This is a genomic window from Bradyrhizobium uaiense (assembly GCF_010811875.1).
Classification (GTDB): domain Bacteria; phylum Pseudomonadota; class Alphaproteobacteria; order Rhizobiales; family Xanthobacteraceae; genus Bradyrhizobium; species Bradyrhizobium uaiense.
This window is the reverse complement of sequence record NZ_VKHP01000018.1, coordinates 39,401-61,326: the sequence shown is the minus strand read 5'-3', so window position 1 is coordinate 61,326 and position 21,926 is coordinate 39,401. Positions and strand designations below refer to the sequence as shown.

At 64.5% G+C, this 21,926-nt stretch carries 18 protein-coding genes; 11 read left to right on the top strand and 7 right to left on the bottom strand.

All coding sequences use genetic code 11. The features are described from left to right. Positions 1 to 323 precede the first annotated feature (323 nt). On the bottom strand, positions 324 to 1,076 hold the full coding sequence (tpiA, locus tag FNJ47_RS07485) for a triose-phosphate isomerase (protein ID WP_163152163.1): 753 nt from the start codon (positions 1,074 to 1,076) through the stop codon (positions 324 to 326). A 253-nt stretch (positions 1,077 to 1,329) separates the two neighbouring features. Between tpiA and FNJ47_RS07480 the strand changes: the two genes are divergently transcribed. The 4 genes from FNJ47_RS07480 (at position 1,330) to moaC (ending at position 5,672) form a co-directional block, all read left to right on the top strand. Further along, positions 1,330 to 3,231: a peptidylprolyl isomerase gene (locus FNJ47_RS07480; RefSeq protein ID WP_163152161.1), complete on the top strand. Its 1,902-nt coding sequence runs from the start codon at positions 1,330 to 1,332 to the stop codon at positions 3,229 to 3,231. 63 nt (positions 3,232 to 3,294) lie between these two features. Next, positions 3,295 to 4,308 carry an anthranilate phosphoribosyltransferase gene (gene trpD, locus FNJ47_RS07475; RefSeq protein ID WP_163152160.1) on the top strand — a complete coding sequence of 338 codons (1,014 nt, stop codon included), beginning with the start codon at positions 3,295 to 3,297 and terminating at the stop codon, positions 4,306 to 4,308. 10 nt (positions 4,309 to 4,318) lie between these two features. Next, positions 4,319 to 5,140 (top strand): indole-3-glycerol phosphate synthase TrpC, encoded by an 822-nt coding sequence (gene trpC, locus FNJ47_RS07470; RefSeq protein WP_163152158.1) that lies wholly within the window; start codon positions 4,319 to 4,321, stop codon positions 5,138 to 5,140. Positions 5,141 to 5,144: 4 nt separating this feature from the next. After that, complete coding sequence (gene moaC / locus FNJ47_RS07465; protein WP_163152156.1) at positions 5,145 to 5,672, top strand: cyclic pyranopterin monophosphate synthase MoaC; 528 nt, start codon at positions 5,145 to 5,147, stop codon at positions 5,670 to 5,672. Here moaC and FNJ47_RS07460 read toward each other — a convergent pair. Beyond that, positions 5,654 to 6,553: a LysR family transcriptional regulator gene (locus FNJ47_RS07460; protein WP_163152154.1), complete on the bottom strand. Its 900-nt coding sequence runs from the start codon at positions 6,551 to 6,553 to the stop codon at positions 5,654 to 5,656. The genes moaC and FNJ47_RS07460 overlap by 19 nt on opposite strands. A gap of 94 nt (positions 6,554 to 6,647) precedes the next feature. Here FNJ47_RS07460 and FNJ47_RS07455 point away from each other — a divergent pair, with 94 nt between their 5' ends. Together FNJ47_RS07455 and FNJ47_RS07450 are read left to right on the top strand one after the other, a co-directional pair. After that, positions 6,648 to 7,469 carry an N-acyl homoserine lactonase family protein gene (locus tag FNJ47_RS07455; protein ID WP_163152152.1) on the top strand — a complete coding sequence of 274 codons (822 nt, stop codon included), beginning with the start codon at positions 6,648 to 6,650 and terminating at the stop codon, positions 7,467 to 7,469. 149 nt (positions 7,470 to 7,618) lie between these two features. Further along, positions 7,619 to 10,351: a bifunctional diguanylate cyclase/phosphodiesterase gene (locus FNJ47_RS07450; RefSeq protein WP_163152150.1), complete on the top strand. Its 2,733-nt coding sequence runs from the start codon at positions 7,619 to 7,621 to the stop codon at positions 10,349 to 10,351. Between the two features lie 161 nt (positions 10,352 to 10,512). Here FNJ47_RS07450 and FNJ47_RS07445 read toward each other — a convergent pair whose 3' ends face one another. Together FNJ47_RS07445 and FNJ47_RS07440 are read right to left on the bottom strand one after the other, a co-directional pair. Next, positions 10,513 to 11,862, bottom strand: coding sequence for a S41 family peptidase (locus FNJ47_RS07445; protein WP_163152148.1), 1,350 nt, complete (start codon positions 11,860 to 11,862; stop codon positions 10,513 to 10,515). Positions 11,863 to 12,032: 170 nt separating this feature from the next. Beyond that, positions 12,033 to 13,226, bottom strand: a complete 1,194-nt coding sequence (locus tag FNJ47_RS07440; RefSeq protein ID WP_165445584.1) for an NADH:flavin oxidoreductase/NADH oxidase — start codon at positions 13,224 to 13,226, stop codon at positions 12,033 to 12,035. A gap of 263 nt (positions 13,227 to 13,489) precedes the next feature. Between FNJ47_RS07440 and FNJ47_RS07435 the strand changes: the two genes are divergently transcribed. After that, complete coding sequence (locus FNJ47_RS07435) at positions 13,490 to 13,882, top strand: hypothetical protein (RefSeq protein ID WP_163152144.1); 393 nt, start codon at positions 13,490 to 13,492, stop codon at positions 13,880 to 13,882. Positions 13,883 to 13,980: 98 nt separating this feature from the next. Here the strand turns inward: FNJ47_RS07435 and FNJ47_RS07430 are convergent, their stop codons facing one another. The 3 genes from FNJ47_RS07430 to FNJ47_RS07420 form a co-directional block, all read right to left on the bottom strand. Next, positions 13,981 to 14,271: a hypothetical protein gene (locus FNJ47_RS07430; protein WP_163152142.1), complete on the bottom strand. Its 291-nt coding sequence runs from the start codon at positions 14,269 to 14,271 to the stop codon at positions 13,981 to 13,983. 253 nt (positions 14,272 to 14,524) lie between these two features. Then, a complete protein-coding gene (locus FNJ47_RS07425; protein ID WP_347341626.1) occupies positions 14,525 to 15,541 on the bottom strand; it encodes an ABC transporter substrate-binding protein in 1,017 nt (338 codons plus the stop codon). Between the two features lie 159 nt (positions 15,542 to 15,700). Further along, positions 15,701 to 16,612, bottom strand: a complete 912-nt coding sequence (locus FNJ47_RS07420; RefSeq protein WP_163152140.1) for an amino acid ABC transporter substrate-binding protein — start codon at positions 16,610 to 16,612, stop codon at positions 15,701 to 15,703. 1,693 nt (positions 16,613 to 18,305) lie between these two features. On the opposite strand from FNJ47_RS07420, the gene FNJ47_RS07415 reads away from it, so the two are divergent. The 4 genes from FNJ47_RS07415 (at position 18,306) to FNJ47_RS07400 (ending at position 21,788) form a co-directional block, all read left to right on the top strand. After that, on the top strand, positions 18,306 to 18,932 hold the full coding sequence (locus FNJ47_RS07415) for an HAD family hydrolase (RefSeq protein WP_163152138.1): 627 nt from the start codon (positions 18,306 to 18,308) through the stop codon (positions 18,930 to 18,932). Between the two features lie 26 nt (positions 18,933 to 18,958). Further along, positions 18,959 to 20,170: a molybdopterin-binding protein gene (locus FNJ47_RS07410; RefSeq protein ID WP_163152136.1), complete on the top strand. Its 1,212-nt coding sequence runs from the start codon at positions 18,959 to 18,961 to the stop codon at positions 20,168 to 20,170. Between the two features lie 243 nt (positions 20,171 to 20,413). Next, positions 20,414 to 21,118, top strand: coding sequence for a transcriptional repressor LexA (gene lexA / locus FNJ47_RS07405; protein WP_163152134.1), 705 nt, complete (start codon positions 20,414 to 20,416; stop codon positions 21,116 to 21,118). A gap of 241 nt (positions 21,119 to 21,359) precedes the next feature. Then, positions 21,360 to 21,788 (top strand): hypothetical protein, encoded by a 429-nt coding sequence (locus tag FNJ47_RS07400; protein WP_163152132.1) that lies wholly within the window; start codon positions 21,360 to 21,362, stop codon positions 21,786 to 21,788. The last annotated feature ends 138 nt before the right edge of the window (positions 21,789 to 21,926 follow it).

Below are 21,926 nucleotides of genomic sequence, written 5' to 3'. Positions count from 1 at the left end.
CCCGCTGCGGCTTGCGCAGACGCGGCTCGCCCGCGGGCGCCGCATCAGTTCGCGGCTTCGGCTGCTCGGGCAGCTCTCCAAAAAGCTTGTCTTCAGCCATCTCGCGCTTCCTGCAATTCTGCCAGTGCAGGGAATCACATCCGCTATCGCTCCGGCTACATTTTTTGCCCCAGCCACAAAAAATTCACATGCCCTGAGGAGCGCGCAGCGCGTCTCGAAGGGTCGACGGCCACCAGCCGGGCCGTCGATCCTTCGAGGGCCGCTGAAGAAGCGGCCACCTCAAGGATGACGGTGTGAGAGCTCGGTGTGGAGCAGGCGGCCGCCTAGCAGCCCGCCGCGATCGCCAGGAAGTCGGACGCCTTCAGGCTGGCGCCGCCGACCAACGCGCCGTTGACATTGGCGACCGCCATCAGCTCGGCCGCGTTCGACGGCTTGACCGAGCCGCCATACAGGATCCTGATCTTGTTTCCCTCGGCCTTGAAGCGATCGGTGAGCTGACCTCGGATAAACCGATGAACTTCCTCGACATCCTTGGCTGTCGGGGTCAGGCCGGTGCCGATCGCCCAGACCGGCTCATAGGCCACCACCAGATTGGCCGCGGTCGAGCCGTCGGGCAGCGAGCCTTTGAGCTGGGTGCCGCAGACATCGAGCGTCTTGCCGGCGTCGCGCTGCTCGCGCGTCTCGCCGATGCAGACGATGGCGGTCAGTCCGGCGCGCCAGACGGCTTCCGCCTTCTGCCGAATCAAGGCGTCGGTCTCGCCATGGTCGGCCCGTCGCTCGGAATGGCCGACGATGATCGCGACCGCACCCAAATCCTTGAACATCTCCGCCGAAAGGTCGCCGGTGTGGGCACCCGACGCCTTGGGATGGCAGTCCTGGGCGCCGACGGCGACCTTCGAACCGCGCGCCTTGTCGGCAAAGGCCCCGACCAAGGTCGCCGGCGGACAGACCAGGAGATCGGCCTTGGCGGCGACGTCGCCGGCGCCGGCCAGCATCGCCTCGAATTCGGCAAAAGAGGATTTCAGGCCGTTCATTTTCCAGTTGCCGGCGATCAGCGGCCGGATGGCGTCGGTCATGTCGGATTTCCCATCTTCGAAGCGTCGCCATGCGCTACCAGAGGCCGGCGATGACTTCCAGAGCGCGGCTCAAAGCCCGCTGCGCGGCGCTTTACCGCTCCGATCCGTTCCCCTCACCCATGGTTGCGGGGGGGCTTCCGCCACTTTATAAGCGTTTTCAATTCGGTGACGCCCTGCTGCCGGACAAAAAGTCCCGACTTTTGGTCCCATTTGGGCACGATCCGGTTCCCCTCCTGTAAAACAAGTTGGACCCATGCTTCGAGGAATGCGGAAAGCCTCATCAAACTGGCTCGGCAAGACGATTATGGCCGTGGTGATGGGCGTTTTGATCGTCAGTTTCGGAATTTGGGGCATTGCCGACATCTTCAAGGGGTTTGGCCAGTCGACCTTCGCCAAGGTCGGCGGGACCGAGATTTCGGCTGAGCAGTTCCGCCAGATCTACACCGACCGGTTGCAGCAGCTCGGCCGCCAGTTCGGCCGCCCGCTGACCCCGGATCAGGCGCGCGCCTTCGGGATTGACCGCCAGGTGCTGCAGCAGACGCTCGCGGAGGCCGCACTCGACGAGGAGGCGCGCCGCATGGGCCTCAACCAGTCCGACGCCGAGGTGCTGCGCACGATCTACAACGATCCGAACTTCAAGGGCCTCAACGGCCAGTTCGACCCGCAGCGCTTCCAGTCCGTGATCCGCAACTTCGGCTACACCGAGGGCCGCTACATCGCCGAGCAGCGCCGCGTCGGCCTGCGGCGGCAGATCGCCGGCACCGTCTCGTCCGGGATCGAGCCGACCAAATCGATGGTCGAGGCGCTGACCCGTTTCCAGAACGAGCAGCGCTCGATCGATTACGTCACGCTCGGCGCTGCACAGGCCGGCACCATCGATCCGCCCTCGCCGGAGGCGCTCGCCGCCTATTTCGAGGACCACAAGGTTCAATTCCGCGCGCCCGAATACCGCAAGATCTCCTTCGTCGCGATCACGCCCGAGGAAATCGGCAAGTGGGAAACGGTGTCGGATGAGGATGCCAGGAAGCTGTTCGAAGAACGCAAGGACCGGCTCAGCACGCCGGAAAAGCGCGAGGTATCGCAGATCGTATTCCCGGACGCCGGTGAGGCGCAGGCTGCCCGCGCCCGCATCGCGTCGGGCACCTCGTTCGACGACATCGCCAAGGAGCGCAAGCTCAATCCGGCCGACGTCAATCTTGGTCTGGTTGCAAAGTCGGCGATCCTCGATCCGGCGGTCGGCGATGCCGCCTTCGCGCTGCCCACAGGCGAAGTCAGCCAGCCGGTCCAGGGCCGCTTCGGCATCGCGCTGGTCAAGGTCGGCAAGATCGAGCCCGGCGTGACCCCGACCTATGAGAGCCTCGCCCAGCAGGTGAAGAACGAGATCGCCTCCGAGCGCGCCCGTACCAGGGTCGCCGAGCTGCGCGACAAGATGGAAGACGAGCGCGGCGGCGGCTCCAGCGTCATCGATGCGGCGCAGAAGCTGAAACTGACCGCCGTCACGATAGACGCGGTCGACCGCTCGGGGCGTCTGCCGAACGGCCAGGTCGCGTCCAACATTCCGCAAGGCCTCGACGTGGTGTCGCAGGCCTTCAACAGCGACGTCGGTGTCGACAACGACCCGATCCAGTTCAAGAACGGCTATGTCTGGTACGACGTGCTCGGCATCACGCCGTCGCGCGAGCGCACTCTCGACGAGGTCCGCGACCAGGTCGAGGCCAAATGGCGCGAGGACCAGGTCTCCGCCAAGCTGCGCGCCAAGGCGACCGAGATCGTGCAGAAGCTCGATGGCGGTGCCAAGCTCGCCGACGAAGCCACCGCGGCCGGCGTCAAGGTGGAGACCGCGGCGAACTTCCGCCGCGAGGCAACCCTGCCGAACGTGCCGGCCGGCGTGATCGCAGCCGCCTTCCGCACCGCCAAGGACAGCGACGGACAGACGTCAGTCGCCGGCGGCAGCCAGTGGGTCGTGTTCCGCGTCACCGACGTGACGGTGCCCCCGGTCGACTTTGCCTCCAACGAGGTCAAGCAGCTCACCGAGGCGCTGCGGCGCTCGTTGAGCGACGAGCAGGTCGCGCAATATGTCTCGAAGATCGAGTCCGACATCGGCGTGACCGTCAACCAGGCAGCCTTCGCACAGGTGACAGGCGCAAATAATTGAGCATGATCCCGGTGCAAACGCTTTCCGCGTTGTCGCGCTCCAACAACAGACCTGAGCCAGCGAATGGACGACCTGAAATCGATCATCGGAAAAGTCGCCACCGGCGCCACGCTGACGCGTGAAGAAGCGGCGTCTGCCTTCGACAGCATGATGTCGGGCGATGCCACGCCCTCGCAGATGGGCGGGCTGTTGATGGCGCTACGGGTGCGCGGCGAGACCGTCGAGGAGATCACCGGCGCCGTGAGCGCGATGCGCGGCAAGATGCTGCCGGTCAGGGCGCCGGCCGAGGCCGTCGACATCGTCGGCACCGGCGGTGACGGCTCCGGCTCGGTCAACGTCTCGACCTGCGCCGCCTTCATCGTGGCCGGCGCCGGCGTGCCCGTTGCCAAGCACGGTAACCGCGCGCTGTCGTCCCGTTCGGGCTCGGCCGACGTGCTGGCCTCGCTCGGCGTCAAGATCGACCTGACGCCCGAACAGGTCGGGCGCTGCATCAAGGAGGCCGGCATCGGCTTCATGTTCGCGCCGGCGCATCATCCGGCCATGAAGAATGTCGGCCCGACCCGGGTCGAGCTCGCCACCCGCACCATCTTCAACCTGCTCGGACCGCTGTCGAACCCGGCCGGCGTCAAGCGGCAGATGGTCGGCGTGTTCTCGCGGCAGTGGGTGCAACCGCTGGCGCAGGTGCTGAAGAACCTCGGCTCCGACAAGGTTTGGGTCGTGCACGGCTCCGATGGCCTCGACGAGATCACCCTCACCGGCCCGACCTTCGTTGCCAGGCTGGAGAACGGCGAGATCACGACATCAGAGGTCACGCCGGAGGATGCCGGCCTCGGCCGCGTCGGCGGCGAGGCGCTGAAGGGCGGCGATGCCGATGCCAACGCGGTCGCGCTGTCCAGCGTGCTGAACGGCAAGCCGAGCGCCTATCGCGACGTCGCTTTGCTGAACGCGGCCGCTGCGTTCATCGTTGCCGGCCGCGCCAAGGATCTGAAGGAAGGCGTTGCGATCGGTACCCAGTCGCTCGACAGCGGCGCTGCCGCGGCACGGCTGAAGCATCTGGTCGCGGTTTCCAACGGTTGAGAGTACAGAGATGTCGGACATCCTGACCAAGATCGAGGCTTACAAGCGCGAGGAGATCGCCGCTGCGAAGCGCGCGCGTCCGCTCGCCGACGTCGAGGCGCAGGCTAAATCGGCCCCCGCCCCGCGCGGCTTCGTCCGCGCCCTCAGGGACAAGCATGCAAGCGGCGAGTATGCCCTGATCGCGGAAGTGAAGAAGGCCTCGCCCTCGAAGGGGCTGATCCGCGCCGACTTCGATCCGCCCGTTCTCGCGAAAGCCTATGAGGCCGGTGGCGCGGCGTGCCTGTCGGTGCTGACCGATGCGCCCTCGTTCCAGGGCCATCTCGACTTCATGGTGGCGGCCCGTGCGGCGACCAATCTGCCGGTGCTGCGCAAGGACTTCATGTTCGACACCTATCAGGTGGCGGAGGCGCGCGCCCATGGCGCCGACTGCATCCTGATCATCATGGCCGCACTCGACGACACCGCCGCCAAAGAGATCGAGGACGCCGCGCTGTCGTATGGGATGGACGTGCTGATCGAGATCCACGACCGGGCCGAGCTCGACCGCGCCTTGAACCTTCGCTCGCCGATGATCGGCGTCAACAACCGCAATCTGCGTACCTTCGAGACCACGCTCGCGACCAGCGAGGCGCTGGCGCCGCTGATCCCGCGCGACCGCGTGATGGTCGGCGAGAGCGGCATCTTCACGCCTGACGATCTCGCCCGCCTGGAGCGCGTTGGGATGTCGACCTTCCTGGTCGGCGAGAGCCTGATGCGCCAGCAGGACGTCACCGCGGCGACCCGCGCATTGCTGACGCGGCCGACCGCATCGCGCGCCACCGGCACGCGCTGACGCGATGGCGCGGAAGACCAAAGCCAACACCAAAGCCGAGCCGTCGGGCTCGGGTACCGCCCTCACCCATATCGACGCCAAGGGCGACGCGCGCATGGTCGACGTCTCGGCCAAGCCGGCGACCGAGCGGACCGCGGTTGCCGAAGGCCGCGTGCTGATGAGCAAGGCAACGCTCGCGCTGATCGAATCCGGCCAGGCCAAGAAGGGCGATGTGCTGGCGACCGCGCGGATCGCCGGCATCATGGCGGCGAAGCGGACCTCGGAATTGATCCCGCTCTGCCATCCACTGGCGCTGACCAAGGTCACGATCGATATCGCAACCGACGCCAAGCTGCCCGGCTGCATCGTCCGCGCCAGCGTCAAGGTGACGGGGCCGACCGGCGTCGAGATGGAGGCGCTGACCGCGGTTTCGGTCGCCTGCCTGACGATCTACGACATGATCAAGGCGGTCGAGCGCGGCGTGCGCATCGAACGCATTCATCTGATCGAGAAGATCGGCGGCAAATCCGGGCACTATCGCGCGGACGACTGATAGACAAGTTTCAGCGCTTCGACCAAATGGTCGAACATTGATCTCATCGGCGGACTCTTGCGCAAGTCCTGATGCATCGTGACCCAGACATCGAGGCTCGGTGAAAATTCCTTAGGCAGGAGATGCATGATTTGGGTGTCCTCGCGCACGACCGCGCGTTGGCAAATTCCAATTCCGAATCCCGCCCTGATAGCCGCCAACTGAAGAAGCGTGTTGTCGGACCGCAGGGTAAAGTCGTCTCGCCTCAATTGGAGGCCGAGCCGATACAAGGCTCGGACGGCAGCGGTCTCGTGATCGAAGCCCACCAGGCAATGCCGGCTCAGCTCGCGTAAATTGGCGGGTTTGCCGTTCTTTTCCAGGTAGTTCGTGTGAGCATGGAATCCCAGCCGAGCCTGGCCCACCTTGCGCGCGACGAGATCGGCCTGTGTCGGCCTCACCATGCGAATGGCGATATCGCAATCCCGCCGCAACAGGTCTTCCAACCGGTCCGAAGCGGAGATCTCGACGACCAATCCCGGCTGGCTCCGTTCCAGTTCAGTAAGAATTGGCGGAAGAATCTCCGTCGCAACGATCTCGGAGGCCGCGAGGCGGACCACTGTGCGGGGCTGGCCAGCTTTGCTCGAAATCGCTCTCAGCAATGTTTCGGAGGCAGCGGCCATGGCCAAGGCGTGCGGCTGCGCAACGACGGACGCCGCGGTCGGCCTCAGGCCATCCTGGGCACGCGTGAAGAGCGGCATACCGAGAGTGGCCTCCAGCTCACGAATGTGCCGGCCGACGGTTGGCTGGGTGAGCTTGAGGGAGCGCGCCGCGCCCGAGAGGCTCCCCTCGCGCAGGACCGCCAGAAATGACCTGTAGAGTTCCCAGCTCGGATTCTTCTCCATGCATTTTTGTATATCAACTCAATAACTCTCGACAATTCCGTTCATCGGCAAGGGCGCGCATTCTGGGTCCACCAACGCTCCAATGAGACACCAGATGCGCATCCATCCTATCCAGACAGGAACCGTCAAAATCAAAACCGCCCAGGTCAAGGGCCGGGGCCACGGCCTCGTTGACATATTTCTAGATCCGAACTGGACCGACTGGGTGCCGACATTCGCATGGGCGATCGAGCATCCCGAAGGCGTCATTGTCGTCGACAGCGGCCAAGGGACACATCTGCTGGAGCATTCGCGCGAGCTCAATCCCTATGTGAGATGGGAAGTCGGCTTCCAGATCGAGCGCGAGCAAGAAATCGGGCCGCAGCTCCGGGCCCTGGGGATTGGTGCCCGCGACGTAAGAAAAGTCGTGCTCACGCACCTTCATATGGATCACGACGGAGGCCTTGCGCACTTCCCCAACAGCGAAATCATTGTCCCAGCCGGTGAACTCGCCCAGGCGCGCGGATTGCTCGGGCGGCTGCGGGGGTATCTTCCGCATCGTTGGCCCACTTGGTTCGACCCAACGCCGGTCGAGCTGCCGGCGGAACAATTTGGCTCGTTCAAGCGCAGCCGGCGGCTAACGAAGGCCGGCGACATTGTTGCGGTGGCAACGCCTGGACACACACCAAACCATATGTCGGTCGTTGTTCAGGACGGCGACACCGCAATTTTCCTCGCCGGTGACACCTCCTACAATCAGGCGCTCATGCTTTCGGGCACGGTCGACGGAGTAAGTGCCGGCGTCGATATCGCAAAAGCCACACTTGATGCTATCAAAGCTTTTGCCCAAAGCCGTCCGACGATCTATCTGCCGACGCACGATCCGGAATCGGGCCTCCGCCTTGTCAACCGGCAGCTTGCCGTATCGGCCGGTTAGTCGAACGGCGAGCGCGCCCGTCCACCCAAGCAACCATTCGTTAACCAATCTCGCTAACCGGCGCTCCATCTCGTTTGGATACGACTTTCGCGGGCCGGAGGTGCACGAAACCTACTTCCGGGTGAAACGCCTGGAAGCGATAGCGTCAGATGAATCCAAACGGCAACGCCTCGTTCAACATCAACTCGGTGATCGGCAGCGGTCCGATCCGCTGGCTGATCCTTGGCGGCGCCGTGCTGATGGCCGCGATCGCAATCGGCGCCACCCTGATGGCCGAGAATTTCCGCGAGCGCGCCCTGCACAACAGCGAGCGCGAGCTCGAGAACACCGTGCTGCTGCTGGCGCGGCATTTCGACCAGCAGCTCGAGGATTTCGAGGTCGTCCAGCGCGACCTGATCGCGTTCATTCGCGACAACGGGATCTCGACGCCTGAGACTTACAGGCGCCGGATGTCGACGGCTGATATTCACGCGATCCTCAAATCGAAGATGGACGCGCTGTCGAATGTCGGCAGCCTTAACGTGTTCGACGCGGACGGCGTGCTGATCAACAGCTCGGGCGTCTGGCCGCTGCCGCAGGCCTCTGTCGCCGATCGCAGTTACTTCCAGATCTTCAAGTCGAGCCCCTACTCGCCCGACATGCAGGTCGCGCCGGTGGTCAGCCGCGTCAGCGGAGCCTGGACCACCGCGATCGTCCGCAAGGTCACGGGCCCGCATGGCGAGTTCCTCGGCGTGGTCGGCCGCGGTATCGAACCGGCGACCTTCGAGAAATTCTTCTCCACCGTTGCGCTCGGCGAAGGCGCCGCGATCTCGATGCACCATCGCGACGGCACGCTGCTGGCGCGCTATCCTCATGTCGAAGAGATGATCGGGAAGAACTTCCGCACCGGCCCTGCCAGCCAGCAGCAGGTGTTCGAGCAGCCAGCGAGCACCTCGCGGCTGACCAGCCCGGTGGACGGCAAGGACCGTCTGGTGTCGTCGCGCGCGCTCACCAAGTTCCCGATTGTCGTCGTCGCGACGACCACGACCGAAGCGGCACTCGCCAACTGGCGCGAGCAGATCGCCATCCTGATCGCGGTGACCAGCATCTCCGTGCTGGCGATCGCGACCCTGCTGACGCTCGTGGTGCGCAAGCTGTTGCAGCAGCACCGTACCCAGCAGCAGCGTCTGACCTTGGAGAAGCTCCGGCTCGACACCGCCGTCAACAACATGACCCAGGGTCTGCTGCTGTTCGATGCTGCTCAGCGCCTGGTGATCTGCAACAAGCGCTACATCGAGATGTACGGATTGTCCGCTGACGTCATCCGGCCCGGCTGCAGCTTCCGCGACGTCATCGTGCATCGCCATCTGACCGGCTCGTTCCAGGGCGACGTCGAACGTTACGTCAACCTCGTGCTGCGCGACGTCGGCGTCCGCAATACCATGGTGATCACGACCCCCGACGGGCGCTCGATCCAGGTCGTCAACGAGCCGCTGGCCGACGGCGGCTGGCTTGCGACCCACGAGGACGTCACCGAGCGCCGCCGCGCCGAGGAGCGCATCACGCATCTTGCCCACTACGATGCGCTCACCGACCTGCCGAACCGCGCCCTGTTCCATGAGGAGATCAAGCGCGAGCTGCCGCATGTCACGCCCGACAGCCAGCTCGCGGTGCTCTATATCGACATCGACGAATTCAAGGGCGTCAACGACTCGCTCGGCCACATGGTCGGCGACGAGCTGCTCAAATCCGTGGCGAGGACGTTGAGCGGCGTGATCGGCGACGGCGATTTCGTCGCCCGTCTCGGCGGCGACGAATTCGCGATCGTGCAGACCGGCGTGCGGAGCGAGGTCGAGGTCACCGACCTCGTCGCACGCATCTACGAGGTGATCCGCTCGCCCTATCAATGCCTCGGCCACCAGGTCACGACCGACGCCAGCATCGGCATCGCGCTGGCGCCGAAGGACGGCACCGATCTCGACCAGATCATGAAGAACGCCGACCTTGCGATGTATGCGGCGAAGTCGGCCGGCCGTCGCGTCGCGCGCTTCTTCGAGCCGGCGATGGATGCCGACGCCCGCGCCCGCCGCGAGCTCGAGATGGAGCTGCGGCAGACGATCTCGGCCGGCAGCGGGCTCGAAGTGTATTATCAGCCCTGCGTCGACCTGCGCAGCAACGAGATCACCGGCTGCGAGGCGCTGGTGCGCTGGCGCCACCCGGCACGCGGCATGATCTCGCCGGCGGAGTTCGTGCCGATCGCCGAGGAGACCGGCCTGATCAACCAGCTCGGCGAATGGGTGCTGATGACGGCCTGCAAGGAAGCCGTGAACTGGCCCGACCAGATCAAGCTCGCGGTCAACGTCTCGCCGGTGCAGTTCCGCAGCGGCACGCTGGCACTCAAGGTGATCGCGGCGCTTGCGGCGTCGGGCCTGTCAGCCGGACGGCTGGAGCTCGAGATCACCGAGGCCGTGCTGATCCGTGACGACGAGACGGCGCTCGCCGCGCTGCACCAGCTCCGCGCCATCGGCATCCGGATCGCGCTCGACGATTTCGGCACCGGCTATTCGTCGCTGAGCTATCTGAAGCGCTTCCCGTTCGACAAGATCAAGATCGACCGCTGCTTCGTCACCGACATCGCCGATCCGCAGGGCTCGGCCGGCATCGTCGAGGCGGTCGTCAACATCGCCGCCGAGCGCAGCATGACCACGACGGCGGAAGGCGTCGAGACCGCGCAGCAGCAGCAATTGCTGCGCGAGCTCGGCTGCTCGGAAATGCAGGGCTATCTGTTCAGCCCGCCGAAGCCGGCCGCCCAGATCCGCGAGCTGCTGGCCGGGCATCGCCAGGGGCCGTCAGCGGGTGCAGGCGCCGTCCGCCGGCGCAAACCTGTCGCCGGCGCGGCGTAAGCTTCGCTACACAGGGCTCGTCATGCCCGGGCTTTGAACCGGGCATCCATCGATTTGGAAAGAGCCTGCGAAGGAAGATGGATGGCCGGGTCACAGGTGAGCGGAAGCGACGCCGTCCTTCGGACGGCTACGCCCGGCCATGACAACGGAAACATCCTGCCCTAGTTCGGCACCGGCCGCTTCTGCGCGGCCTTGTCCGCATTCTTGGCGTCGGCGTTGACGGTGACGCCGCGCAGCTGGTTGAACGCCGCGGCCAGCGCCTTGTCGTTCTTCTCATCCGGCGGGACGTAGGATTGCGAACCGGTCTGCTCTGCGCCCTCGGCGGCGAGATGGCCGCGCATCGAGGCCTCGCCCTTCAACTCCGAGCGGGTCTTGAACTCGTCCGGCACGTCCTGCAGCACTTCGATGTCGGGCTTGATGCCGAGCGCCTGGATCGAATGGCCTGACGGGGTGAAATAGCGCGCCGTGGTCAGAGCCAGCGCGCCATTGCCGGCGCCGAGCGGAATGATCGTCTGCACCGAGCCCTTGCCGAACGAGCGGGTCCCGATCAGGGTCGCGCGCTTGTGGTCGTGCAGCGCGCCGGCGACGATCTCGGACGCCGAGGCCGAGCCGCCGTTGATCAGGACGACCATCGGCTTGCCCTTGGTCATGTCGCCGCCATGGGCGGTGAAGCGCTGCGTCTCTTCCGGATTGCGGCCGCGGGTCGAGACCACCTCGCCCCGCTGCATCAAGGTCGAGGTCACGGAAACCGCCTGGTCGAGCAGGCCGCCCGGATTGTTGCGGAGGTCGACGACATAACCCGCGAGCTTGTCCTGCGGGATCTCCTTCTGGATCTCCGCGATCGCCTTGTGCAGGCCTTCGGTGGTCTGCTCGTTGAACGAGGTAATCCGGATATAGCCGATGTCGCCGCCCTCGACGTGATACTTCACCGGGCGGACTCGGATGATCTCGCGGGTGATCGATAGCTCGATCGGCTTGTCGGCGTCCTTGCGGACGATCTTCAGCCGGATCGAGCTGTTGGGCGCGCCCTTCATCTTGTTGACGGCCTGGTCGAGCGTCATGCCCTGGATCTGGTCATCGTCGATCGAGGTGATCACGTCGCCCGACATGATGCCGGCGCGCGAGGCCGGCGTGTCGTCGATCGGCGCCACCACCTTGACGAAACCGTCTTCCATCGTGACCTCGATGCCGAGCCCGCCGAACTCGCCATGCGTGGTCTCCTGCATCTCCGCCCAGCCCTTCTCGTTCATGTAGCGGGAGTGCGGATCGAGCGAGGAGATCATGCCGTTGATCGCCCCTTCGACGAGCTTGGAGTCCTCGGGCTTCTCGACGTAGTCGGTCTTGACCTTCTCGAACACCTCGCCGAACAGATTGAGCTGCGAATAGGTGTTGTCGGAATGCGCGGCGGCATTGGCGACGGCGAACAGATGCGCCCCCTGCGGCGAGGCCACGAGCAGGGTGAGACACGCGCCCGCAACCGTTCCGAGGAAGAAGCCAACATGTTTGCGCATTATCCGTGATCCCTTCGCTAACGGCCGGCAACGTTTCGCAATATACGGCCTGCCTCACCCCGACGCGGGGCACCACACAACGGCTTTTTGGTCGGATCAAGGCCGCCCCGTCACCGGACCATTACGGTCCTGTCACGATGCCCTGGTCCGCCCAGATCGGCCCTCTCAAGTCAGCTCCGTGTCAGCCCAAAGTCGGCCTCTGGACCACCTTCCCGCAACCCGGTCTGCCAGGTCGACGGCTGGGTCCCGAATCCGCGCTTGGCCCGCGTGCCCAGCCAATAGCCAAACTGCGGAGGAACATTGCGAAATGGCCCTTCAACCCCGAGTTTCAATGCCGCATCCATCGGCCAGTTGGGGTTATTGAGGATTTCCCGCCCGACCGCGATCAAATCTGCTTGTTTATCGTGCAGGATCCGCTCGGCCTGGTCGCCGTGAATAATCAACCCGACCGCCATGGTCATGATATCGGCATGGCTGCGGACATATTCCGCAAGCGGCACCTGATAGTTGTATTTGATCTCCTTGCCCAGAATCGGTGCCATCTCGCTGATTCCGCCCGACGAGCAGTCGATCACATCGACGCCCTTCGCCTTCAGAATCTTGGCCAGCCGGGCGCTCTGCTCCGGGCCCCAGCCGGCATTGTCCTCGACTGACAGCCGCACGAACAGCGGCTTGTGATCCGGCCAATGGGCTCGCACCGCCTCCGTCACCTCGATCAGGAAGCGCATCCGGTTCGATTCCGACCCGCCATAGTCGTCATTGCGCTGGTTCGAACGCTCCGAGAGAAACTCGTGCACGAGATAGCCGTGGGCACCGTGCAGTTCGAGCACCTCGAACCCGGCTTGATGCGCGCGCCGCGCCGCCTGCCCCCAGGCCGCGACGAGGTCCTTCACCTCATGCGTCTCGAGCGCGCGCGGCACCGGCCAGCGCTCGCTATGGGCGATCGCGCTCGGCGCCACCGGCGTCCAGGCGTCCCAATCCTCGATTGCGGCGCTGCGTTCCAGCGGACGGTCGCCTTCCCAGGGGCGACTCGCGCGCGCCTTGCGGCCGGAATGGCCGAGCTGGATGCCGGCAACCGCGTTCTGCTGCTTGATGAAGCCCACGATGCGGCCGAGCGGCGCGACGAACTTGTCGTCCCAGATGCCGAGATCGCCGATCGTGCCGCAGCCGCGCCGCTCCACCTTGGTCGATTCGACGATCACGAGACCGGCGCCGCCGGCGGCGAACTTGCCGGCGTTCATCAGATGCCAGTCGGTCGGAAAGCCCTTCTCGGCGGAATACTGGTGCATCGGCGGCACCACGATGCGGTTCTTCAGCGTGACGCCGCGGATGGTCATCGGCGAAAACAGCAGCTTGTCGGACATCATTTCCTCATCTGACGTCGCGACCCGGTGCGCCGGGTCGATCTTGTCGTTGCTGCCGACGATATACGCACCGCGCTGTGGCCGATAGGGGCACGGCGAAGCACGAGGAAGTAGCCTCACACCGCTTCGTTACCCGCAGGCTTTGCCGTCGCGTGTTGCGCCGTGATCAAGCTGGTCGTGTGTTCCATCGCGACAAATTCCTGCGCGCGCAGGAAATGATGGCCGCGAAACGAGTTGTCCTAGGTAACCCAAGGAGAACTCTCATGAGGACCAGCACGATCGCGCTGCTCATCGCAGCGATCACGGCAACCGCGCCGATCGCGGCCGCGCAGAATCTGCAAAACGAAGCCGACAAGGGCGCCAAGACCCGCAACTCCGGTGAATCCGGCTATGTCGGCGATCAGCAGCGTTCCGGTGCAGCCGCCACGCCTCCGGGGCGCCCCGATGCCGCGACCGGTTCCACGGACGCCGCGACATCTCCGAGCGCCCAGAATTCCGGGACCGGCATCAGCGGGGCGCCGGGCAACAAGAACGGACCGCCCCCGGGCCAGAGCACGGTTGGCTCAGGCTCGCAAAACCTGCATGTCCAGGAGCAGGATCCGTCAAACGTCAAGGGATTGCCCGGCAACAAGAGCGGTCCGCCGGCGAAACGCTGAGCGAGTGACGTTGACGTCAACCGAAGCAGCGCCACGCGAGACGCCACGTGCGCGACGCTGGTCTGACTATCGAGCGGACTTGCTATTGAGCGGTCTTGCTATGGAGCGGTCTTGCGGATTGCGGAGACATCGGTCGGACAGCCGGCTCCGCAATCGACCGACTTCCTCTGATCGGTAACGCGCCACATCAGCAACGCGACCAGAACAACGACGGTGACGGTGAGCTTGGCCAATGCGTCGTGATTCAATGTCGGCTCCGAACAACAATCGGCATCAAGGAAAGAAACCCGCTGCAAACGTGATGCGGCTCCAGAACCTTGGGCCTTGAAGGCCGGTGCCGAAACCGTCGATCCGACTCGCATTCGATACGAGTTGGTTGACGTCATCATGATACGGTCCTGGCGCGGCCTGCAACCTTCCCGGTCCGCATGGCAGCACGGCATCGCCGGCCGCAACGCGTTGGAACATCCGCACCTGTGTGCCGTTCAGTGGCGGTGCTCTGATCATTGCCCCAGAGGCACACAACACCTCCTGCGGCCCCAGCCGTCACGCTGGGGCCGTAAAACGTCGAAGTTCCACGTACAGCGGAATTGATTGACGGAGCTCGCTTAGCCCATATGGGCTACGTCCTCATAACGGCCCTCATATCCGCGCAAGCTTGGCAGCGCCCGCGGCGATCGCTTCGTTGAAGCTCGTGTCCCAGAATTTGCCAACCTCCGCGCGCGCGTCGAGCACGCCGAGCTTGAGGAAGGTGTCGGCGACCTTCTGGTGGGTTTCCGGCACGTCGGGCGTCACGCCGGCGAGCGAGAAGTCGTCGCTGCGACGGGCGAACTGGTCGAGAATGTCCTGCAACGGCAGATGGGTTTCCGCCACCTGCGCGGCCGCATAGATGGGAAAGTTCTTGTTGGCGAACGCATAGGCGCGCTGGATCCGCAGCAGCAGATCGCTCACCGCCGCGTGGCGCTGCGGATCGTCGACCGCCTTCGGATTGGCGTAGATCGGGAAGTTGCCCGAGAGATAGCCGACGCCGGTCTTGAGCAGGCGCGCACCCTGCTTGGCGATGGCGAGTTGTCCGTTGTAGCCGTAGATCGCCCAGGCATCGAGCTTGCCGGAGGCGAACGCCGAGTAACCGTCCGACGGCGTCAGATTGATGGCCTCGATATCGCCGAACCCAAGCCCGGCTTCCTCGAGCTGCTTGGCCAGGAAATAATGAGCAGTCGTCGCGCGCACATAGCCGACGCGCTTTCCCCTGAGGTCGGCAATCGAATGGATCGGCGCGTCCTTCGCCGCCACCGTGACCTGGATGTTGAGATCCTCATGGGTGACGGCAATGAAGCGCACCTTGGCGTTCTGGCGCGCGGCGAACATCGCCGGAATCTCACTGCCCGATCCGATGTCGAGCGCATCGCCGTTCAATGCCTCGATGTGGAGCACACCGTTGTTGAGCTCCTTCCATTCGATCCGGTAGGGCGTCTTGTCCTCGCCCGCCGCCTCCAGCAGCGGACGCCAGCCGCCCTTGTAGTACGCCACCCGCAACGTGACGCCACCGAGATCGGCACCCCCGCCCGCTCCGGTTTCCGCGCGCGCACCACCCGCAATCAGGCTGCCTGCGAGCACACCTAGCGCAGAACGTCGAGAAAGAAAGGATGGCGCGGTCACCGGCAGCTCCTGATCGGCAGTCACAACTGCCACAAGCTTAGGTGAAAAGCCGGCGATGTATATGAGACGCTATTTCGTTTTTCGCCGCGCGCGAGAAAAGCCGTTCCAAGGATCGACGGCTTGGCGCGGTGAACCGTTTTCCGGTCAGCCTATCGTCCGCTACTTCGCAACCTCGTACACATCAGGATCGAAGCTCGAGCTCGGATGGGCGAATGCGTTGCGCAGCGCGGGCGAGATCGGGACGTTGTAGTTGATGCCCTTCGGCGGGGTCGGCTGCTCCAGCCACTTCCTGTACATCACCTCGATCTCCGGGCTCTGGTAGAGCTCCGCGGTGGCGCGGTCGGCGAGCGCCTTGAACGGCGCGTCCTCCCGGCGCAGCATGATGCCGAACGGCTCGGCCTTCGAGAAAGCCTCCTCGCTGATCATGTAGAGCGAAGGTTCTTTCGATCGCGCAATCGCGACCGCAAGCTGGACGTCGTCGAGCGCGTAGGCCTGGGCGCGATCGGTCTCCAGCATCAGGAATGCCTCGGCCTGGTCCTTGGCCGGCAGCACATTGGCACCAAGTTTGCGATCGGCATTGACCTTGATGAGCTGCGCGAGGTTCACCGACCCCGCCACCGCGGTGACCGACTTGCCCTTGAGGTCGTCGATCGAGTTAATGCCGGCGGATTTCTTGGCGGCAAAGCGCGTCGCGCTCAGGAAGTGCGTGTTGGTGAAGGTCACCTGCTTCTGGCGGTCCGCGCTGTTCGTGGTCGCCGAGCAGTGCAGATCGATCGTGCCGTTGACCATCAGCGGAATCCGGTTCGAAGAGGTCACCGGGAGGTAGTCGACGGCGATGTCGGGCATGCCCAGCTCCTTCTTCACCGCATCGACGATCTTGAGGCAGATATCGAGCGCAAAGCCGATCGGCCGCGCGTTGTCGTCGAGATAGCTGAAGGGAACGGAGGCTTCCTGAAAGCCGAGCGTGACTTTCTTCGTCTCCTTGATCTTCTGCAGCGTGCCCGACAGCTCCTGCGCTGCCACGGGGCTCGCGGCGACCGTTAGAACGAAAAGGACGGCGGGCAAACGCATCGGCAGCTCCTTTGCGGGGATCAAGGCGGGGTGATACCACGCACGAGCCGCACGATAGATCACGGTGGGTCTATCAGCTATCGCGCCTTGCTATAGTATGCCTGCCAGGATTGCAGTCGCGAACCATCCCTGGCGTAGCGGCCCGATTGCGCAAGCTGGTCGCGGACGCCACCGCAAGCCCCATCGGCGCCGCGGCGGCGGTACGTGCCGTCGGCAACGCAGCGGCAAGAACAGCGCGCACCTCGCGCGACACGGATATCCGGGCATGGTTCCACGCCTCGTCATCGACAAGGCGATAGTGCGGCTCAGCAGCGACATCGACGCGCAGTGCAGCCACGAACCCATCCGGCGCCTCAGCTCGCCGACTGACAACTCGCTGCACGTAACCCCGGCGCCGCGGGATCCGCGGCGCAAAGAAAGGCCCCAGCGAGGGGGTACACGCTGAGGCCGGAGCAACTTGGTGACGCGATCCTAAGCCACGCTGCACTATTTTCATCTGCCCCTCCGGAGTACCGGAATCATACGGAGCCGAAGCGGTGAACCTTTTTTCCTCAGCCTTCGTATCCGTACAGGTCAGGATTTTGTCATCCCTCCTGGGGCCAGAACCAACGCCGCCCGTCGTATTTCAATGCGGGCGGCGTTGCGCGTTTCTGGCCTGCAACGAGGCGCGCCCCGGTCTGCCGACGCAGCTGACATGGATGAAAGTTCCCGGACAGGAACTGGAACGCATACCAGCCGATGTTAGTTGGACAGCATGATCTTGAACGATGGAGCGTCATCGCCGTGAGCCGAAAAACCTTGCAGGCACGTTCAGAGCAGGCGCTCGTCGTCGTCATCCTCAGCACCGGCGCGCTCATCGCCTACCTCGGCCTGGCGCTTTCCAGGATATGAGAGGTCTGCCCGGCAAGCAGCAAGTCGCTTCACGCACCAAACACCCGTAAGGCCCATACATCTGACTTGCCCGACGGCGCAAGCCTCCGCAGCAAAAATATTTCGCTTTATCCGAAGTGTAATAACTCGGTGTATGAATTCCCCGTCTCGCCCGATCGAGGGGCGTTTCGCGATCGTCACGAACGCGGGTCGAGATGCGGTGGACGCTGATTGCGCAGTCGACGAATGCGCATGATGCGGACGGCGAAATCGTGCAGGCCTGACGCCCTAGTGGTAGGTGTCTTTTCCGATTGCGCAATGCGCGTTGCGAAGACGGTGACAACAAAGCCCAGTCTCGCCGGGGAGAGCACGTATAAGCCGTAACCCATCGCGCAGGGAAAGCCGGGTTGTTTCCGGTTACACCTGTGGTCCTACCCCCGAGCTTTCTACCCTTTGCTCGGGGCCCATGGGTGCGATCGGCACCCGGCTTTCCCTGCGCCCTCTGATTTCAGGGCGGCGAGACGAAAAGCAAGACTCGGGCAAATCATGTCGCGAGAATGCGGAGGTGTGGCGCGCCAGCGGAGCCGCACATTCGCCGTCGTCCCGGCGAAGGCCGGGACCTACTACCACGAATGTGAATTGTTGCGCGACGCTGGGGCCACAGCCTGTTTTCGACGACACAACCCTGTGCTTATGGATCCCGGCCTTCGCCGGGGCGACGGTAGTGTACGCGGGATGACGAACGCAAATGCCATCCACACACCCGTCACCGAAATCGAGGACGTTGCCGCGCGCCCGCAATTTTCGTACATCGTTTCACGCAATGACCTCGCACCTCTCTCCCGATTCCGTCGACGTGCTGCTGTTCGATATCGGCCGCGTCGTCCTCGACATCGACTTCGACAAGGTGATGGCGCACTGGGCGCAGCATGCCGGCTGTGCGCCGGCCGAGCTCGCCGGCCGCTTCGTCGTCGACGACAGCTTCAAACATCATGAGATCGGCCGGATTGACGACGCGGCGTTCTTCGATAACCTGCGCCGAACGCTCGACATCGACCTCACCGATGCGCAGTTCCTCGAAGGCTGGAACGCGATCTTCACCGGCGAGATGCCGGGCATCGCCCCCCTGCTCGCGACCGCGGCGAAGCGGATGCCGCTCTACGCCTTCTCCAACACCAACCCGGCCCATGTCGCGCATTTCTCGGTCATCCATGCCGAGCTGCTCGGCCATTTCCGGACCGTGTTCCTGTCCTCGACCATCGGCCATCGGAAACCCGACGCCGCGGCCTACGATCATGTGGTAGAAGCCATCGGCGTGCCGGCGTCGCGGATCCTGTTCTTCGACGACCTGACCGCCAATATCGAAGGCGCGCGGGCGCGCGGCCTTCATGCCATCCACGTGACATCGACGGATGACGTGGCAAGGGCTTTGACCGCACTTGGGATTTGAACATTGGAATCTTGGGAGTTCTGAGCGTGGCCCTGATGCCGGTTGCCGATGCCCTGTCCGCCGTCCTCGCCGGCGCCGAACCGCTGCCGGAGGAGAAGGTCGTGCTCGATGCCGCCTACCACCGCACCCTGGCGCGCGACCTCGCGGCGCTGCGCACCCAGCCGCCGCAGCCGATGTCGGCGATGGATGGCTACGCCGTGCGTGCCGCCGACGCCGCTGACCTCTCGGCCCGGCTCAAGGTGATCGGCGAAGTCGCCGCCGGCCGCCCGTTCGAGCGGACGGTCGGTGCCGGCGAAGCGGTGCGGATCTTCACCGGCGGCGTGATCCCCAAAGGGGCCGACGCCGTCATCATCCAGGAAGATACCAGGATCGACGGCGACCACATCGCGATCACCGAGGTCGCAACCGCCGGACGGCACATCCGCACCGCCGGCGTCGATTTCCGCGAGGGCGACGTGCTCCTCGCAGCCGGCAGCCGCCTCTCTGACCGCGCGCTGTCGCTGGCGGCCGCCATGAACTATCCGGAACTCGCCGTCCGCCGCCGCCCGAAGGTTGCGGTGCTCGCAACCGGCGACGAGCTGGTGATGCCGGGCGCACAGCCAGGCCCCGGCCAGATCGTCTATTCCAACGGCTATGCGCTGCGGGCGCTGGCCCGCGCCGAAGGCGCCGAGACCGTCGATCTCGGGATTGCCGCCGACACCGTGCAAGCAACCACCGCCGGCATCCGCCGGGCGCGCGAGACCGGCGCCGATGTCCTGATCACGACAGGCGGGGCGTCGGTCGGCGACCACGATCTGGTCAAGCAGTCGCTGGAGGCCGAGGGCGTCGACATGGCGTTCTGGCGGATCGCGATGCGGCCCGGCAAGCCGATGATGCACGGCCGTCTCGGTGCGATGCGGGTGATCGGCCTGCCCGGCAATCCGGTGTCCTCCTACGTCTGCGCCTTCCTGTTTCTGGTGCCGTTGATTCGGGCGCTGAGCGGCCGAAAGACGATCCATCATGTCCGCGCGACCGCTCTGCTCGGCCGCGACCTCGCCGCCAACGACCAGCGCGAGGACTATCTGCGCGCGCGTCTCGAGGAGCGCGAGGACGGCACGCTGATCGCAACGCCGGTGACGCAACAGGATAGTTCACTGCTCGGGAATCTCGCTGCGGCACGGGCACTTCTCGTGCGTCCGCCGTTTGCGCCTGCTGCCGTCAAAGGCAGCGAATGCGAGATCCTGACGCTGCCTGAGTGAGGCTTTCGCGGCCCACCGATTGCGCGTTGCAGAACCCGTTCACCGGAAATTAAGTGGTTGCGGAACACATATCGAACATATAGTGTCCGTTCATGATTTGTTTCGAGTACTGGTGTCTACAATCGGGAGGCCGCCAGGGAGCAGTGCAACGAGCGCCATGCTCCTGAGGTCAGGCCCGGCCTGCAGGCCCCACCTGAAGAGTCTCGGAATCGAACGACGCTATCAACCGGGGGAATACTCGAGATGCTCACGCGCAAACAGTACGAACTTCTGCGTTTCATCAATGAACGTCTGAAAGAGGCCGGCGTGCCGCCCTCCTTCGACGAGATGAAGGATGCGCTCGACCTGCGCTCGAAGTCCGGTATCCACCGCCTGATCACTGCGCTGGAGGAGCGCGGCTTCATCCGCCGCCTGCCCAACCGCGCCCGCGCCATCGAAGTCATCAAGCTGCCCGAACTCTCGGCCGGCGCCGGCAACGGCCGTCGCGGCTTCACGCCGAGCGTCATCGAAGGCACCCTCGGCAAGCGGACCAGCACGCCGCCGATCGCCGAGGACGACGGCAACCGTCCGGTCGCGGTCCCAGTGATGGGCCGAATCGCCGCCGGTACGCCGATCGAGGCGCTGCAGACCCGCAGCCACACCATCAGCGTGCCGCCCGACATGCTCGGCTCCGGCGAACATTATGCGCTGGAAGTGCGCGGCGACTCGATGGTCGATGCCGGCATCCTCGACGGCGACATGGCGCTGATCCAGCGCAACGACGTTGCCAACACCGGCGACATCGTGGTGGCGCTGATCGACGAGGAGGAAGCCACCCTGAAGCGCTTCCGCCGCCGCGGCGCATCGATCGCACTGGAGCCTGCCAATACCGCCTATGAAGTGCGCATCCTGCCGCCGAACCGGGTCCGCATCCAGGGCAAGCTGATCGGCCTTTATCGCAAATACTGAGGGCTGAGAGGAACGAGCGACACATCGGATCGTTCCTTGGAAGATAGTGCGGCATGCGGCCAGCCCGATGCGCTCCGATAACTCTCACGCAGTGTCGCGTGTTTGTGATTGAGGCGAACTCGGGCCAGTCGTACAATCGCCCAGAAACGAGCAGACGCTCGTTCGCTATCGTCCACTCTGGTAGAGGCCCTATGCCTCAAGGAGAGGCACGGGTCGCTACCTCGAAATGAGGAGCCATCCGATGTGTGACTATAGTCTGCACGCCGTGGCATCGCGCCCCGCCATCGTCGGAGAGACGCTGATCACGACGACTTTCCGCGGCACGTCGACCCGCGGCTTTGCTTCGGAGAACGATCCCACGGTCGCGGTCTGCATGCTGCCGGGCACCGAACTCGCTTTCGCCGAGAACGTTCGCTACGACAGCCGCTGGATCTGGACCAAGACGATGAATTTCCGCGTCGGCGTGTTCAACGAAGTCGAACCCGACGTTCCCGATCGCCATCATGACGCGGTCGAATTCCCCGACGGCAGCCACGTGCTGGTGACCCAGCTCGTCGAGGGACAGCGCGTCAGCGTGCTGCAATTGCCGGCACTGCATCCGCCGGTCGAGCAGAAGCCGAAGGTTGTGGAGCGGCGCCCCTCCGCGTTCGCAACGCTGTTTTTGGGTTGAGCGCATCGTCGCCGCGGAATGCGCCATTCAGCGGCGGATGACCTAACGATTTGGAGCGACCCCGGACATCCGGTTCCGGGGCGCCGCAGGAGATTTGCGTCGGCGGCCGCCTTGGAGCATCATCGTGCACGGAGGACG